This window comes from Exiguobacterium sp. s11 (assembly GCF_018619015.1).
Taxonomy (GTDB): Bacteria; Bacillota; Bacilli; order Exiguobacteriales; family Exiguobacteriaceae; genus Exiguobacterium_A; species Exiguobacterium_A indicum.
On the sequence record NZ_JACSNF010000005.1, the window covers coordinates 107,925 to 123,727 of the forward strand.

At 37.1% G+C, this 15,803-nt stretch carries 14 protein-coding genes; 10 read left to right on the forward strand and 4 right to left on the reverse strand.

What is annotated here, in order from left to right:
- Positions 1-31: 31 nt before the first annotated feature.
- From KNQ12_RS14465 to KNQ12_RS14475, 3 genes are read right to left on the reverse strand one after another with little or no spacing between them, the layout of a single operon-like run.
- Positions 32-850, reverse strand: a complete 819-nt coding sequence (locus KNQ12_RS14465) for a hypothetical protein (RefSeq protein ID WP_214749244.1) — start codon at positions 848-850, stop codon at positions 32-34.
- A complete protein-coding gene (locus KNQ12_RS14470) occupies positions 847-1,527 on the reverse strand; it encodes an ATP-binding cassette domain-containing protein (RefSeq protein WP_214749241.1) in 681 nt (226 codons plus the stop codon). The genes KNQ12_RS14465 and KNQ12_RS14470 overlap by 4 nt, the downstream gene beginning before the upstream one ends.
- On the reverse strand, positions 1,520-1,906 hold the full coding sequence (locus KNQ12_RS14475) for a GntR family transcriptional regulator (protein ID WP_214749238.1): 387 nt from the start codon (positions 1,904-1,906) through the stop codon (positions 1,520-1,522). Before KNQ12_RS14475 ends, KNQ12_RS14470 begins: the two co-directional genes overlap by 8 nt.
- A gap of 1,037 nt (positions 1,907-2,943) precedes the next feature.
- Between KNQ12_RS14475 and KNQ12_RS14480 the strand changes: the two genes are divergently transcribed.
- Positions 2,944-3,285, forward strand: coding sequence for a DUF3139 domain-containing protein (locus tag KNQ12_RS14480; protein ID WP_214749235.1), 342 nt, complete (start codon positions 2,944-2,946; stop codon positions 3,283-3,285).
- Positions 3,286-3,687: 402 nt separating this feature from the next.
- Positions 3,688-4,470, forward strand: a complete 783-nt coding sequence (locus KNQ12_RS14485) for an O-antigen polymerase (RefSeq protein ID WP_214749233.1) — start codon at positions 3,688-3,690, stop codon at positions 4,468-4,470.
- Between the two features lie 275 nt (positions 4,471-4,745).
- Here KNQ12_RS14485 and KNQ12_RS14490 read toward each other — a convergent pair whose 3' ends face one another.
- On the reverse strand, positions 4,746-5,681 hold the full coding sequence (locus tag KNQ12_RS14490; protein WP_214749230.1) for a DUF2382 domain-containing protein: 936 nt from the start codon (positions 5,679-5,681) through the stop codon (positions 4,746-4,748).
- A gap of 855 nt (positions 5,682-6,536) precedes the next feature.
- On the opposite strand from KNQ12_RS14490, the gene KNQ12_RS14495 reads away from it, so the two are divergent.
- The 8 genes from KNQ12_RS14495 (at position 6,537) to KNQ12_RS14530 (ending at position 15,246) form a co-directional block, all read left to right on the forward strand.
- Positions 6,537-6,950 carry an SRPBCC family protein gene (locus KNQ12_RS14495; protein WP_214749227.1) on the forward strand — a complete coding sequence of 138 codons (414 nt, stop codon included), beginning with the start codon at positions 6,537-6,539 and terminating at the stop codon, positions 6,948-6,950.
- A 115-nt stretch (positions 6,951-7,065) separates the two neighbouring features.
- Complete coding sequence (locus KNQ12_RS14500; protein WP_214749224.1) at positions 7,066-7,311, forward strand: DUF2164 family protein; 246 nt, start codon at positions 7,066-7,068, stop codon at positions 7,309-7,311.
- Positions 7,312-7,994: 683 nt separating this feature from the next.
- Complete coding sequence (locus KNQ12_RS14505; RefSeq protein ID WP_214749220.1) at positions 7,995-8,642, forward strand: helix-turn-helix transcriptional regulator; 648 nt, start codon at positions 7,995-7,997, stop codon at positions 8,640-8,642.
- Positions 8,630-8,899, forward strand: coding sequence for a WCX domain-containing protein (locus KNQ12_RS14510; RefSeq protein WP_214749217.1), 270 nt, complete (start codon positions 8,630-8,632; stop codon positions 8,897-8,899). Before KNQ12_RS14505 ends, KNQ12_RS14510 begins: the two co-directional genes overlap by 13 nt.
- A 77-nt stretch (positions 8,900-8,976) precedes the next feature.
- Positions 8,977-9,492 carry a DinB family protein gene (locus KNQ12_RS14515; RefSeq protein ID WP_214749213.1) on the forward strand — a complete coding sequence of 172 codons (516 nt, stop codon included), beginning with the start codon at positions 8,977-8,979 and terminating at the stop codon, positions 9,490-9,492.
- Positions 9,493-9,816: 324 nt separating this feature from the next.
- Positions 9,817-11,250, forward strand: a complete 1,434-nt coding sequence (locus KNQ12_RS14520) for a hypothetical protein (protein WP_214749210.1) — start codon at positions 9,817-9,819, stop codon at positions 11,248-11,250.
- 221 nt (positions 11,251-11,471) lie between these two features.
- A complete protein-coding gene (locus KNQ12_RS14525) occupies positions 11,472-13,055 on the forward strand; it encodes an IS1182 family transposase (protein ID WP_214749207.1) in 1,584 nt (527 codons plus the stop codon).
- Between the two features lie 1,114 nt (positions 13,056-14,169).
- Positions 14,170-15,246, forward strand: coding sequence for a hypothetical protein (locus KNQ12_RS14530; RefSeq protein ID WP_214749205.1), 1,077 nt, complete (start codon positions 14,170-14,172; stop codon positions 15,244-15,246).
- Positions 15,247-15,803 lie beyond the last annotated feature (557 nt).

Below are 15,803 nucleotides of genomic sequence, written 5' to 3' on the forward strand. Positions count from 1 at the left end.
ATATCGTCTCATGACTTCCTCCTTCTAATGATTAAATAGATACTTTATGGTTCAATAGTCGAACACATTTCCAACTTATATATGCAAAATAGATGAGGATAAAGGAAAGATAGACGAATACTTGTTGATTCGGGACGAGAATGCTAGTCAAATCAAATAAGTAACGTAATGCAATGAATGGTACGATCAAGAGCGCTACATCCTTTGCGATCGTCACCAAGGCTTTCCCTTTTTGGTAGGACCGCTCTGTTAAGACGAACAAGAAGACCATCGTGATGACGAAGAGTGCGACCGCTAAAATAACGAATGTATCGATCACATTAAAGGTATAGAGCATGTTCAACGCAGCTGACTCCCCGATGATTTTGGATGCTGCTTGTAAATGTTCCGGGAGTAACCATTCGTAGAGTCGACGACTTAGAAGAATCGTGATCCACTGGATGCCCATGAAACCACACACAAATACCAATACTGTTGTCAGTTTGGATAAGAGGATTGTGATGCGTTTACCCGGCAACATCAATAAACGGTAGATGTACTTGGACTCGCCATACCAATCGCGGTACCAAATTTGAAAGGCATATAGAATCGTGAACATGATACCGATGGCAATCATGTACTTGAAGTAGTTGGTCGCATCGCCAAACGTCAACGGTCCATTCAATTGATCAACGGCTTCCATTTCCGTAAGTCGCTCTTTTTTCATCAAATCCTCCAGCTTAGATTGATAATGAAGAACCTGATATACGACCGATGTGAGTTCAACAATCACTAACATCGTCAATATCGAAAGGTATAGTTTGAAGCTTCGCTTGATTTCCTCGTTTGATAGCATAAAGAATTTCTTCATGTCTGATAAACCTCCCTCATTCGATCCTGTACTGATTTCCCGTAAAGCTCACGCATCTCTTCCGAGTCATCTTCCTGTATGATGGTCCCGTCCTGAAGAAAAATAACGCGGTCGATGAGATGTTCCACTTCTGCAATCTCATGAGTCGTCATCAAGATGCCCTTCCCTTCCATATAGTGACTAGAGAAGATCCACGCAATTTGTTCTTTCGTAAATAAATCAATCCCAGCCAACGGTTCATCGAGCAATAAGAAAGGTCGATTCATCGCAAATCCAATTAACAGATTAACCTTTGCTTTATTCCCTTTCGATAAATTGGCGATGCGGTCTGTCGCCATCAATTTAAAGAACCCCATCAGTTCCTCTGCTACTTGTTGATCCCAATCCGGATAGTAGTCGCGCATATAGGCGACGGCTTCTCCGACGCTCATATAACCAGGCATCGTAGAAAGATCAGGTACGAAAGCGATGCTATCGTGGGTCGTTTTCCCATCCACTTTGGTTGTTCCAGCATCTACTGGGACTAAGCCCATGATGGCTTTCAAAATGGTAGACTTGCCTTCCCCATTCAATCCGATGAGACAGGTCAGTTGATTTAACGGGACAGTGAACGATACATCGTTCAGGACATTCTTTTTTCGACCATATGACTTTCGTAATCCACGGACTTCAAGCATCTAGCTCACTCCTTTTTCGAATGTTGTATTCTTTCTCAAAATTTATAATGACCTCTTCTAATGGAATCTGAATTGCATATATCGAATCCACAAATTGCTTCACTGCATTTTCGAGAAGTTCTGTTCGCGCTCGATCGATGATGGATTGATCCAGCGTCACCTTACTCGGAACGTTACGGTCAGTTGTAATCAACAGTTGCTCTTCCAGTTCCTTATACACTTTTTGCGCGGTATTCGGATGAATTTTAAGCTCACTTGCCAGTGCGCGACGCGAAGGGATACTTTCTCCTCTTTTGAATTCGCCCATGACAATACGTTTTTTAAACCAATAAAGTACCTGTAGATAAATCGAGGTACGTTGATCAAAATGCAATAACATCACCTCTCTTAATGAACGTTGTATTAAAACACTAATACACTTAATAACTGTATGATATGGTCAGTACAGTCATAAGTCAATGTTTTTTTATTACTCTTTTTTTATCATTGGATGATTGGCTATGGTTCACTTTCTGTTATTCATAGTGATTTACATTCTTCATGAAAGGAGTATCAGCATCAAAAATAAACAGATCCTTGAATGGAGTCATTCAAGGATCTGATAAAAATAGAGCTACCGTGGAATATTCGAATCATTTTACTGCAAACAATTTTTTGTTAAGTTATGTATCAGTAATAGAAAAATAAATAGGATTAAGAAATAACGCTAAGATAAAAAGATACAAAATTGACATTCTATAAAAGAAATCCATGGTTTATACAACTATCCTTCTATCTACTTTATCTCAAGTTGAAATGTATAAAATTTTTTTTAGAAAAATCGTCATTTTGCGGGTAATTGCAGAAAAAGTCATCAAATCCATAAGGAATTGATGACTTTTTATTAAATATCCGTCGTCTTTTTTCTCTCTATAGTAAATAATTTTTCACCTGAGATAATCAACAATATCCCAATCACGAACTCTAACCCAATGATCCACAAAACAAGATTTGGAACTGCTGAAAATCCATTTTCCCCAATACTACCATATACATCTAACTTCTTAAGCATATAAAAATCAGTTAGGTATATAGATAACCAAAACTTTGAAAAGCTGGATAATAGAAAAAAGAAGCCGATTTTTCGCAAAGAAGTACCCCCCAATCAATATGTATATAACAATAATTAATGTAACACTTTTCTATTGAAATTTCCCCGAATTTAAAAAGGATATTACTATCTTACAATTGAACGATAGATTTCGCTTTATAAAATACTTTCTCTGACTTCTTACAATTTTTAATGATACTTAAATCTGGTTCTGCCTCCATTGAAACGTACTATCAAATACCTCTATAATGTAACTGATGCATCAAACTGGATATTAATGTTAATATTAATACTGAAGATATTATATTGGTTTGGGGGGCATCATTATGAAAAAGGCATATATATTTGTCTCTATTCTTATGATTCTAGGGATTGTTATCATAGGGGCATCAGCCTATAAGAGCTTTTACTACGATGAAAAACAAGAGACTACAAGGAACATTAATTTTTATCTCAAAGAACATGACTACGAACGACAAGTTCAGAAAAAAGAAATTCAACGAGACTCTAAAACAGGTGAATATTTTGCTAAAGTAACGTTTAAAGATGAGTCTAATAATGAGTATGAAATTCATCAAACTGGATCAAATCATTTTGAGATTGTTGGTTATAAAGATGGAGTACAAATAACTGATAAGAAAGTAGGAAAATACATCACAACCGATTGAACTTTCTCGAAGATAAAATAAATTCAATTATATAGGCCGTCTCAAAATGATAGTTTCACTAAATCAATGCTTACTATTTAAAGTACGATTTGACACACTTGTAAGTAGTGGAGCGATTCTTCTCGTTAAGAAAAGAATTGTTCTTTTTTTATTTACATCACTTTAATCATTTCCTAAAAAAATATTATATTTCATTCTAGTTTAGTCTTAATATTTCATGATGAAGAATTCAAAAAACTTTATTCATTATCGATTGAAAACATTTTTTCGCTTCTTTTCAAGAATATCTTCATTTCGAAAACATATAAAACGGAAATAAATTTCATTATATATAGTGATTTTTTCTGACTAAGCTGTAAAATAAATGTAACGTATACATCTTATTAAGAAGGAGGTGAATCTATGCAGATTCGTAGAGGTATTCTACTTGTCGTGATTGCGATTGTATACCTTTTGCTGTTTACGATCAGCTTCTGGAATGTCATCGGTTTGCTTATCTCTATCTTAGGTCTATACTTCTATTTCAAACCGAGACTGCGGAATCCTATCAAACATCCTGTTGTTGTCGTTTGGTTGGGTGTTTTCATCGCTTTGGCAATTTCTATTTACATGGTGGATGGGAGAGAGACGCAAAAGATAGAAGCGGACTCCTCTTCACAAGATACGAAGACGTTGGTTGCACTAAAAAAAGAAGCGAAAGAATTGAAGGCATCTTTGCAAGACGCAGAACTTAAGCTGAAAGAACAACAGCAAGAAACGAAGAAGCTGAAAGAGAAGTTAACACGCGAGGAAGCGTCACGTCTGCAAGCGGTTGAAAGCTATCAGGAAGAAGCAGACAAACGTTCTGCTCTTGAAAGTGAATTAAAGGAAGAAGCGACGAAACGGATTGCAGCCGAAGAGAAAATAGAAGAACTTGAATCATCATTAGCAAGTATCGAGACATCAGAAGGATCAGATAATCTGGCTGATGCAGAAGCATACGAGGATATTCCCGAAGAAGAATATGTAGAGGAAGAAGAAGTGGCAACCGATTTTGAGTATGATCCGTATGGCGCAGACCGAGATTGTGGAGATTTTTCAACTCCGCAGGCTGCTCAAGATTTTTATCTTGCTGCCGGAGGTCCTATGGATGATCCACACGACTTAGATCGCGATAACGATGGAAACGCATGCGACTGGAATTAATTTTTTTACTTTATTTTTTCTGATATATCATGAATGAGCCTATTTCTCTTTTGACTTTGAATACAATTAAATATTTCATTTCTCTTGAAACAATTATCAGACAAGTTTAGGATCCTACTATAAGTAAGCAGTCAAAGTATTGAATATAGTAGAGATTTATCGTCTATTACATCCAATTTGAGAGTAATCCTCACTATGAACATGTCTTGTGTACTTTCATTTTCCTCACAAAGAGGAGGTAGCTGTTTAGCTACCTCCTCTTTGTTTTACATTTATTATAGTCTATTGTTATCTTCTCGATTTAAATCGGATTTAGTAGCGTTACCTTCATCAATATCTGCTTCCTCACGTCGTACTGTCTCAGAAACTGTTTCTGTGTCACGCACCTTGCGTTTTCCGACGACGATTTCTTCGGAAACCACATCTTCTTTTGAGACGACGACTCGTTCCTCTGTGAGTGGGACGTGGATGGAGTCATTCTCATCCACGAATGCGTCTGTTCCCGACGTATTTTGATCCACTTTACGTCGCTCTACATAAACTTCTTCACGCTCGACTGGTACTTCAATTGATTGTTCATCTTCCACTACATGCTTACTGACATTTACTTCTCCAGTTTGTACTTTTTCTTTATCAACATTTAGTCGTTCCTCATGCAAGCGGAGACGTTCTTCCTCTGTGTCACTATTCATTCCAGTGACACCCGCCCGATCGGCACCTGATGTGTGATCGTATCCTTGAGTCCGATTTACATCTGCAAGATGATCATTATGATCTTGATTTGCATCTACCCCAGTTCGGTCGTATTGATTTTCGCTTTCACCAGTAAACTGATTGTAACTTTGATTGTGTTTCTCATAAGTGTCATTGTAATCGTTGTCTACATATAGAACCAATTTACCATTCTCTACTTGCCGACGATATTCTTCTGTTTCATCATGTGTTAAGCCCATTCCTCGAAATGCTTCAGTTGAAGAATCATCTGAAAAAGCAGCCATGAATTTCCCCATAAACCCTTGGTTCTGCTGTTCACCTGCAGTTTCTACATTAACGTTTGTTTGATTCTCTACCATAGAGAAGGAATGTTTATCTTGAGCTACAACATACATGTCTCTTTCATCATACCCTTGTGCTTTTAATTCATTTACTTTACTCAAAACTTCCGCTTGGGTATTAAATACTTCAATGAATGTGTTTTCTTTTCTACTCATTTTCTATTTCCTCCTTATAATAAATTTTCTGAAACGATAATTAAGTGGCGAAGAAACATCTTACGTGCCAATATTTGATTTTCCCCTACTTTTTTTTTGGTTAAACATGAACGACCTTTACATCTTTAAGTCACTCACCACTTCTTTTTATCTATTAATCCTTCTAGAAAACTCATAGTGAGTTTTTATACCATCGAAGAAGAAATAGAATAACTATGAAGCCAATTTATTTATAGTTCTTGAATGATCAATTATAAGGTAAACTTGTACAATAAAATCGACATGAAGAATAGTAAATCCTCTTCATGATAATTCGGATTAAGTTGTATTTATCAGTATAAATAGTGTTGATGTTTCAATTTAAAAATTGAAATAATTTCCTTAAAAAAGAATAGTTATAATAGTCCATAGTCGCTTTAATCTTTAAGTTTTAGCTTCCTTTTATGTTTTATAGTGACTTCAGCTTATTAATAAAGAAAAAAAATTTGAAAAAGGAGCTGATTTCATTATGTAGACCAGCTTCTTTCTCAGGATTTTGCTTTCGTATATAATTAAGTAACACGCTTTAGTTAAACGAAACTAAGTTAGTAGCTAAAATATATGTATCATAGAATGCAGACTATGCTTATGATGATTTCTAATACTTCGACAACTTAAGATATTTATTTAGTCGCTTGTGGTCTAGGAATGATAACAATGAAGTAGACGGAGATAGCGATGGAAAGGCTTGCGATCAAACCTAACACTTATATTGTAATGAACTTAGTTTTAGCACAGAAACTAAGAGAGAAGTTTTTTCTTTTTTATTAGTCTTAACGATTTAACTAAATGAATAAGATTGGATGGTAATAAAAGATGAATCAAGCTGTAGAAGATATCAATCACTCGGTCACTATTGAAGCTCCTATTGAAGAAGTTTGGGGGCGAATCTCGACCGCTCGTTCTCTATCTCAATGGTTTATGCCGAACGATCTCATTGCACGTCCAGGGTATCAATTTCATCTTCAATCTCCTTTTGGTCCATCTCCCTGCACAGTACTCAGCGTACTGCCAGAAAAAGAATTATCATTTCGTTGGGATGAGGACGGATGGATTGTGACTTTCTCTTTGAGTACAATGAATGACTTGACAATCTTTACCGTGAATCATGGTGGCTGGAAAAATGCTTATGATTTAGTCCCAAAGGCAAATCAACCACAAGGTCAGGTCCGTAATTTCTTGTCTCAGGGATGGTATGGGATGTTGCAAAAATTGAAAAAAACGTTTTAATCAAAGCGTGTACATTTTTTTCAGATAAAGTATAGTCTGTGATTTTAAGACAAGCTCTCTTATAGTTTCCTTAGGCCATTAAGACAGCAATAAAACTAAAGGGAGTGTCGTCGTTATGTTCGATCGGTTTAATACAGAACAGCAACAACAAATCATTCAATCCATTCAAGACTTTTTCTTAGAAGAGCGTGACGAAGAATTATCTGAGTTCGCTGCTGAACGTGTTTTCGATTTCATCAAAGAGTCCCTCGCAGTCCATTTTTACAATGTTGGCATTCAGGATGCTCATGCAGCTGTATTAAATCAATTTTCATCATTAGATGATGAATTGTTAACGCTTGAACGTCCATCCTCTAAATAATGACGTTATAGACATCGTTTCATTCTGCTTTAATCAAAAAGCGTGCGCCGGCGCACGCTTTTTGATTTTTGTTATTCACTTTTATACAAAACATATTATATCGAGGATTTTTTCTGTAAATCATTACATCTTACTCATTTAATAAACTATATGTAATAAAGAGTCATTTCAGTCGAATGTATTGAATAACTTTGTAGAAAAAATAGAAAACGATAATGATAAAAAAGATATTACCTAAAACCCCTAAGAACGAAATCTGATCCATTTCCTCCACTCTCCTTTTAGCTTAGCTAAAATGCATAGCTGAATTGACCTGAATTCTAACATACATTGATTTCCAAACGAAACCCTTGCTTTTAAATTTCCCATATAGAGTACACATTTTATTTTATAAGTATTAGTTTTTAATTTTTATGGCGTTAAATGCTTATGCTTTACTACCTAATACATTCTAAAATAGAATAGGTCTAATGAATATTTCGCGTTAGTGTATAGCTAGCTATTTTCATCAAAAATATGGTAAGTGAAATAATAAAAAGTATGCGCCGGCGCATACTTTTTATTTTGTATTTTTTTAACGTTTTTAAAGTGTTTTTCAATTTTTTTGTAAACAAATCTTATATACTTAAAAAGAAGAAACACACAACAAAACTGTTACTATGCTTAGCGTAAAGGAGAAAACATTGAAACTTGAACGTTTACTAGCTATTATTTTTAAATTACTTCATCGCTCTACAATTTCGGCTTCTCAATTAGCCGATGAATTAAATGTCTCTCAAAGAACTATTTATAGAGATATCGAAACCATTAGTGCAGCTGGCATTCCTATTACTTCTTATCATGGGACAAATGGAGGTTTTGGTATCATTGAGAATTACAAATGGGACAAGACATTTTTAGATCCGTCTTCCATGGTCAATGTACTATCTCTAATGAAAAGCTTATCAGAGCAATTACGTGATCAAGATCTAAAAAGTGCGCTGGAACGCCTATCCATTCTTACGCTAGAAGAACAAAAAAATCATTTACAGATTGATTTAGCTCATCAATCTGTTGCACCAGCTTTATTAATTGATTTACAAAAAAGCATCAGAGAATCAAAGAAAGTTTATTTTCAATTTATCAGTGCTCAAAAGGAACAAACTACTCGAGAAGTAGATCCCATTTCTCTTCGGTATAAATTTCGTACATGGTATCTCTATGCTTATTGTTATTTAAGAAACGATTATCGTGAATTTAAAGTGTCTCATATACTCAATCTCCAAAGACTTACTACATCGATAAAAAAAATCATCCGATTCCTGAAGAGAAACCATTTGTGCAACCTTTAAAAGAAAGTATAATTCTACGAGTACATCCTGATTTCATTCATTTAGTTTTAAATCATTTTCAACATCAATCGATGGTTCAAGAAACAGATGGCAGTTTTACAATAACGCTTCTATTACCTACACCATTACATGCAGAATGGTTAATTAACATTTTGTTAAGTTTCAGGTCAGGAGTAGTTGTTATTCACCCCTTATACTTACAAGAAGTTTTAAAAACTGAAGCAAAAAAAATAGTAAATCTTTATGAGGATATATGACAATCAGTTGTCATATATCCTTTTCTTATAATGTATGTAGTCAGACAGTTATTACTAAACTCAAAGGAGCGATTTGAATGAATGCTGGAAAAACAATGTATGGATATCATGAGTGGGCAATACAATCGATGTTAGGTCACCTGAGTGGTTTACCAAAAGATGTTTTAAACAATGAGGTAAAAAGTTCTTATCCTTCTATCGCTAAAACGCTTAGTCACATTCTTGCTGTTGATACCATGTGGATTTATATTCTCGAAAGAGTAGAATTTCAACAAGCGTTGCAGGATGCGATGAGTCAATTACCATTAACTGATGCATATACAATTGAAGAATTTAAATCTGCATTCAAAATTGTCGCTACAGAGTATCAAAACTTTTTAAGTGAAAACTCAGACCTTACTGTGACGTTAGATGTAAATAATCCTTGGTCTGGTTCACGAGAAACAACTTTTGAAGAAATTCTTTTACACGTATCTAATCATGGTACGTATCATCTAGGTAATATTACTACCATGCTAAGACAACAAAATGAAACCTCACTGATGATAGATTACTCTCTATTTTGGTATGAAGATACAACGGTGACATCCTGAAAGGATATATTAGTTTTGGTGGATCAATTAGATATAACTACCAAACAAAAGCGTGCGTCAGCGCACGTTTTTGTTTGCTTTATATATCTAGTGATAATTAAACACAGAATTAAACTGTATTATGAATTTTATCTATACAACTAATAGTAATACTAAAAAAATAAACGTTTCACGTGAAACGTTTATTTTAAAAAGATCTCTAAAAACGGTTATACAGCTATCAATTAGATAAAAAGCGTGCGCCGGCGCACGCTTTTCATCTAATTTCCCCACTCCTATTGAGACATGCTATGCTAGCTATATCGAATTAAGGGGGCGTGCATTATGGACTCTACCTCATCCGTCCAACATAGACAACTTGTTGTATCTCAAGCAGCGAAGACATTGCTCGAGAACGATGTTACCGAACAACTGATTTCTATCGATATCATTGATGTCGAAGCATATGTCAATCAACTCTATGAAGAATATTATGAATTTCAAAATGAAGAAGATGTTTATACCAAGCTCCGTTATTATTCCTTTAAGAAATTAAAACGGCGTTGGGTACGGGCAGCCGTAAAAAACTATGTAGAGAATAAAGGTCCGATGAAAGAACTACGAGGACTTCATAAAATGTATCTTGAGTATTGGGATATTGCGGGAAAAGAAGGATTTCAGCGAAAGTTCTCAGCTGATAGTGTTGAGAAATTGATGCAAGAACACATACAGGAACTTGAGGAATGGGCTGAAAATAATAACTTACTGATCCATACGTATCCGCACTGGGGACAAAAGACGAAAAATCAGCAAACGACAACGATGCGGACCGATATTCTAATGGTCATTGGCGAGGTTGCGAAGGAATTGAAACGTGCGCAACCAAAAGCACATGTGGCCACTTCTACCTCGATTACTGTACCGTTCTTTGGAATCGCTGATCGCATGAAAAATACGACGGAAAAGTTCAATCAAGGGGACAGTATGTTAACTGACTTATCTCTTGACCTTCACGATTTCTCCGCTGTCGTCCCTAAATACAAGCAAGGTATCCCGACGAATTTATCCGTTCTCGTCAGTAACGAGTTTCTTGCAGAACTCGACGGAAAAGTACCAGACCTTGATGCACGTGATTTTGAGGCCTTTAACGAAATTCTGTCATATCGCGATGTAACGTTTCAAACGAGTCGAAAAATCGTCTTCCCCATCTCAAAACTTGTTAAGAAGATCTATGGAAACGATAGTGGGAAAAGCTATACTCTCACAACACAACGTCTTGTAAAACTCGGGTATTATCGCGTAGCCGTTAGAAATGAGGAAGGAGACCTCTCGATCTTTGGTCTCTTCTCCTCCGTTAAAATTAGTAATGCTTCTTCTGTTAAGCGGGACACACAAATCACTGTCACCGTCTCAGAGGAAGTCTATGATGATTTATTAAAACAACAGATCATCAGTATCTATGGAGAACAGATTGAGCGATTAAAAGGAACGTTCGCTTACCATCTATCCTTTGTACTTCAAAAGGAACGACTTAACTCTTATCAATTAAACGAAGCAATGCCCGCGAAACGGCATTGGCGTCAGTTTACACACTCAATTCGATTCAATAAGAGTCGAAAAGCAGAAAACTTGAAAGAGCTTGAAACCAATTTGGATCGCATTAAAGAACTTGATTTTATCATTCAAGATTGGCATCGATCTGGTGACTACTATTTCTTGTACTTCCATCCCTTAGAACGCTGGGAACATGATGATCGCAGAAATGCACTTCTATTATAGGTAACTTAGAGTCGTTTAAAACAAAGCGATTTTACTATGTTATTCATGAATTTAAATAAAAGAGGCTGGGACATAACTCAGTTTCACAAATGAAAGGCCCTCGAAACGTGTAGTCGTTTCGAGGGCCTTGTTCTATGATGAAAACCGATTCTGAATAAACAAATAAGGACAACCTCTGATAAAGTTAAAGTGACCAAACCATAACCATCAGAGGTGCCCTTATGTTTAAAGATTATAACATGAACCAGCTGGTTCTGCCCTTAGATTTAGAAGTTCGTCTTCAAGAAAATGATATCGCGTTCGCTGTCCACCATCTCGTCGAATCCATTCCAGACGATGTGTTCGAGCCCTTCATGCGGACGACCGGATGCCCTGCTTATCATCCGTGGATGATGATGAAAATCATTTTATGTGCCTACACACAGTCGGTCTTCTCCGGTCGGAAGATTGAGGGATTACTATCCGATAGTCTGCGGATGATGTGGCTAGCGCAAGGGAATGCGCCGAGCTATCGTACCATCAACCGTTTTCGAGTACATCTCGCAGTCACTCCGATATTGAAGCAAGCCTTCGTTACCTTCCGTTGCCATCTCGTCGAGATGGGAGAAATCAACGAAGAAGCCATCTTTATCGATGGTACAAAGTTAGAGGCGAATGCGAACCGATATACCTTTGTTTGGCGGAAATCGATCGAACGTCATAGTGCGTCTCTCGTGGACAAATCGAATCGTATCTATGACAACCTCGTCGAACAAGACATCCTATCGGAAATTGAACGTGAAAGCCCGGACGAGCTCACTCTCTCAGAACTCGAACACATGGGTGAAGCTTTAGACGCACATATCGCTTCCATCAACCAAAAAATCGAGGCGAGTTCGGATACCCAAGAAAGAAAACGTATACGCTCTGAACGGAAGGAACCACGTCTCCTTCGAAAGGAGATTACAGATTTCATCGAGCGGAAACAGAGATACGCCCTCCAAAAGAGGACGCTCGCTGGACGGAACAGCTATTCGAAAACGGACACGGACGCGACGTTCATGCGAATGAAGGAAGATCATATGCAAAATGGACAACTCAAACCAGGCTATAACGTTCAAATCGCGACCGAAGGACAATACACACTCGCTTATGATATTTATCCGAATCCGACGGATGCCCGGACGTTACTCCCCTTTTTAGATGAGGTCAGCTCATATTTAACACTGCCACCGCATATCGTTGCGGATGCCGGTTACGGGAGTCAGGAGAATTATCAGGATATTCTGATGCGCCGTGGGCGCATTCCACTCATCCCTTACACGATGTTCGAAAAAGAAAAGTCTCGAAAATGGCGCAATGATCCATTTAAAACAGCGAACTGGCCTTATGATGAAAGGTCGGATCGTTTTGTGTGCCCTAATGGACAGGACGTAACATTCCGTTACATGTCCAAGAGAACAGATCGTTACGGATTCACGCGTGATTTCAAGGTGTATGAAAGTGAAGGGTGTGATGGCTGCCCATTCCGCTCCCGTTGTACAAAGGCCGAAGAGGGGCGTAACCGACAGGTACACATAAACACTTCATGGGAAGAACAAAAAGAACAGATGAAAAAATGGCTTTCAGATCAAAAAACAGGATCCCTCTATGCGAAACGGAAGATAGACGTGGAACCAGTTTTTGGATATCTGAAGGCTAATTTGAGTTTCACTCGCTTTTCTGTTCGAGGAAAAGCGAAGGTGAAGCGTGAGCTCGGCTTCATCCTCATGGCCGTAAATTTGAGAAAATGGCTCATCCAAAGCGTTGCCCGAAGGGCAGCTTGACGAGAGACGATGAAAAAAGAAGGAATTGCACATCCTGAGTGATGGCAATTCCTTCTTTTCGTTAAATTCAGCTAGTTATGTCCCAGCCTCTTTTTAAATATAGTTATGTGGTCATTGAAACTAGATGCTAGTCATTCACCGTATATCCTCATATGTGTTATATACCTTATCGTGACTTATTAAATCATAATTAGTTATCGTGTAATTTTAACATCGATAAATTTGGTCGTTTTATGATTGCTTCACAAGAGATTCCACAATCAGTATAAGCAGAAGTCAACAACACTCATTCTTATATTCCACACTAATTACATTATTCAATTTAGAAGAAACGTTCATACTTACAAACTTTAGAGTAATACCAATAAAAATGGTCGTTTGGGAATCATAAACAATAATACAGAACATATGTTCTGTATTATTGTTTATTCATCCTCTCTTTATACAGACTCATGTAAGACTGGATAAAATATTCTCCAGAACCTCTTGTGATCGTAAATGTCGAATCATGTCGTAAAACGACCATTTTTCAAATTTAAACGTTATTTGCCGTACTAAAACGGCATTTTTCCTTATATTTTTAGCATTTTTGTCGGATTTGACCGTACCGAAACTACACTTTATCTATTTAGGTCGCCGATCACCGTACCAAAACAACAGTTTTATAGTTTTGGTCGTTGATTACCGTACCAGAATGACACTTCTGCACTTTAGAACAATTTTTAAAAATTATTTTAAAGCGACTATCTTACCTATTTGGTCGTCGTATACCGTACTCAAACGACACTTTTAAACATTTTAGTCGCTCTATCCCGTACTGAAATGACACTTTTAATCATTTGGTCGTTATGTACCGTACCAGAATGACATTTTACATCGCTACATGTATGAATTTACTTAGTAAAAACCTCTAAAAAGCGCATCATATAAGGATTTCAGCTATTCTGGTCGTTTCTGACCGTACTAAAATGACATCTTTTTTGCATCTGAAAACGGCTTCATATCAACGTTTGTAGAACATTGGTCGTTTTTAACCGTACCGAAAATGCATTTTGACAGTTCCTTTTCTGAACAGGATACTAGTAATAATAGTTCAGAGTAGGGAGGTGTAGGTATGTCATTTCAACACGAAAATCGTCACGTATTGGTCGCTAATAAATTACTGATCGCGATGAGTGGTTTAACACGTTGGACAAAACGTCAAGATAGTTTCTTATACGAACAGCACCACTATAACATTCCAGGACCCTTCCTGGCTTTGAAATGGACAAAATCTCGTATTCGTCATTTGTTGACGCTTTTATCGCATTGCGATGATCAAGGCGTTCTCTCATTGATGGAAAGTGAAGCATTAGCTCACTATGCGCGTACCTCCGTTCGATCGCTACACAATAACCTGCGCCTTTTTGAATCCGCTGGACTTATTCACTACTCGATTCATTTCTCTGGAGTCGTCACTATTGAACTCGTAGATTATCTCGAAAACTACCGTGACCTCTTTGAAGAAGGTGGTACGTATACATCGAAGACCGGTTATACGTCTCTTTGGTGTGGAATGGTACGCCAACTGATGGATATTGAGCATGTGAACATCCTTCGTGTCGCGTTGCGTGCTCTTGTGCAAGTAGAGCGGGACGTGAATGTCCAGTCTCAGGAGAAAGCGACTTTAACCTATGATGAAGTACGTGGATTCCTACCGCGTTATTGTGGACACCGTTTGGCTGTAAAAGGCATGCTCGATCAACTATCTCAGTTCTTTAATGTGCATTTGGTTGAGAACACGAAAGACTTCTTATCTGCAGTCAAAGAGAACGTCTCACTTAAGAAGCGGATACATACTGTAACACGTCCTTTAATGTTTCACGTGAAACTCGAAGACCAGATCAATAGTAAGCGTATCCGAGAAGCTGAACGGGCGAGTACGTTGATTAGCTGGTTCGATCTGCGCGAAGTCGCTCGTGATTATGTAGATTTCGATGCACTAGAAGTTCCACAAACATCGCTGCAGTCGTTGAGTGATACGTACGGATTTGCTGCCTGTGATGAAGTCATTCGTTCGATTCGAAACGATTTCTACCAATACGGCGAACGTCTCGAAGATGCAGAACTCTATCGTCTCTTCTTTGAATCGCCCATTCTCTATCTAAATGAGCGCCTCCGATTCGTATCGGAAAAATTGGCCATTGCATGATGGTCTATTTGTCATGCTTTTTTTTGAAAATATTTGTGAAAAGACAACAATTAAGCGTTATTTTGAGTCTTATTGATCGATTTCATCGTTATGCTACTCATTGTATTGATCCATCCAAGGACAATATCAATATGCCATACTATTTAGGAAAAAAAACAAATTCTATTGTTAAAAAAACAGCTTGTTACGTTGCTTATTCAACAGATTCTGAACAAAATCATTGAATGGAATCATAAAAAACAGAAATTCTTGAATTTCTACAAATTGTGATGTTTGTTTCCCTAATCGTAAAATGCTTAGTTTTTGTTGGTACTACACGCTTGAGGAGGTGAAGCGTTTTTCTAATTCTTATTAATTCTTTATTAATCTTTTTAATCTATTCCAATGTATTGAATCATAATAATCTGGTAGATCACGTATTATCATGATCAGAAATCACTTCAGGACTTCAGATACGAATTAAAAGTGTAAACAAAAGTGCATAAGTAAAATCTAAAATAACTTGTAAACATTTCGACGTCGAAATGTTTACAAGTTATTTTCTTTGTATACATATC

What these genes read in the sequence shown, in the direction of transcription:
- KNQ12_RS14530 (WP_214749205.1), top strand. Translation starts at nt 14,170, where the DNA reads ATGTCATTTCAACACGAAAATCGTCACGTATTGGTCGCTAATAAATTA.
- KNQ12_RS14495 (WP_214749227.1), top strand. Translation starts at nt 6,537, where the DNA reads ATGAATCAAGCTGTAGAAGATATCAATCACTCGGTCACTATTGAAGCT.
- KNQ12_RS14470 (WP_214749241.1), bottom strand. Translation starts at nt 1,527, where the DNA reads ATGCTTGAAGTCCGTGGATTACGAAAGTCATATGGTCGAAAAAAGAAT.
- KNQ12_RS14515 (WP_214749213.1), top strand. Translation starts at nt 8,977, where the DNA reads ATGAATGCTGGAAAAACAATGTATGGATATCATGAGTGGGCAATACAA.
- KNQ12_RS14480 (WP_214749235.1), top strand. Translation starts at nt 2,944, where the DNA reads ATGAAAAAGGCATATATATTTGTCTCTATTCTTATGATTCTAGGGATT.
- KNQ12_RS14525 (WP_214749207.1), top strand. Translation starts at nt 11,472, where the DNA reads ATGTTTAAAGATTATAACATGAACCAGCTGGTTCTGCCCTTAGATTTA.
- KNQ12_RS14490 (WP_214749230.1), bottom strand. Translation starts at nt 5,681, where the DNA reads ATGAGTAGAAAAGAAAACACATTCATTGAAGTATTTAATACCCAAGCG.
- KNQ12_RS14485 (WP_214749233.1), top strand. Translation starts at nt 3,688, where the DNA reads ATGCAGATTCGTAGAGGTATTCTACTTGTCGTGATTGCGATTGTATAC.
- KNQ12_RS14475 (WP_214749238.1), bottom strand. Translation starts at nt 1,906, where the DNA reads ATGTTATTGCATTTTGATCAACGTACCTCGATTTATCTACAGGTACTT.
- KNQ12_RS14500 (WP_214749224.1), top strand. Translation starts at nt 7,066, where the DNA reads ATGTTCGATCGGTTTAATACAGAACAGCAACAACAAATCATTCAATCC.
- KNQ12_RS14465 (WP_214749244.1), bottom strand. Translation starts at nt 850, where the DNA reads ATGAAGAAATTCTTTATGCTATCAAACGAGGAAATCAAGCGAAGCTTC.
- KNQ12_RS14520 (WP_214749210.1), top strand. Translation starts at nt 9,817, where the DNA reads ATGGACTCTACCTCATCCGTCCAACATAGACAACTTGTTGTATCTCAA.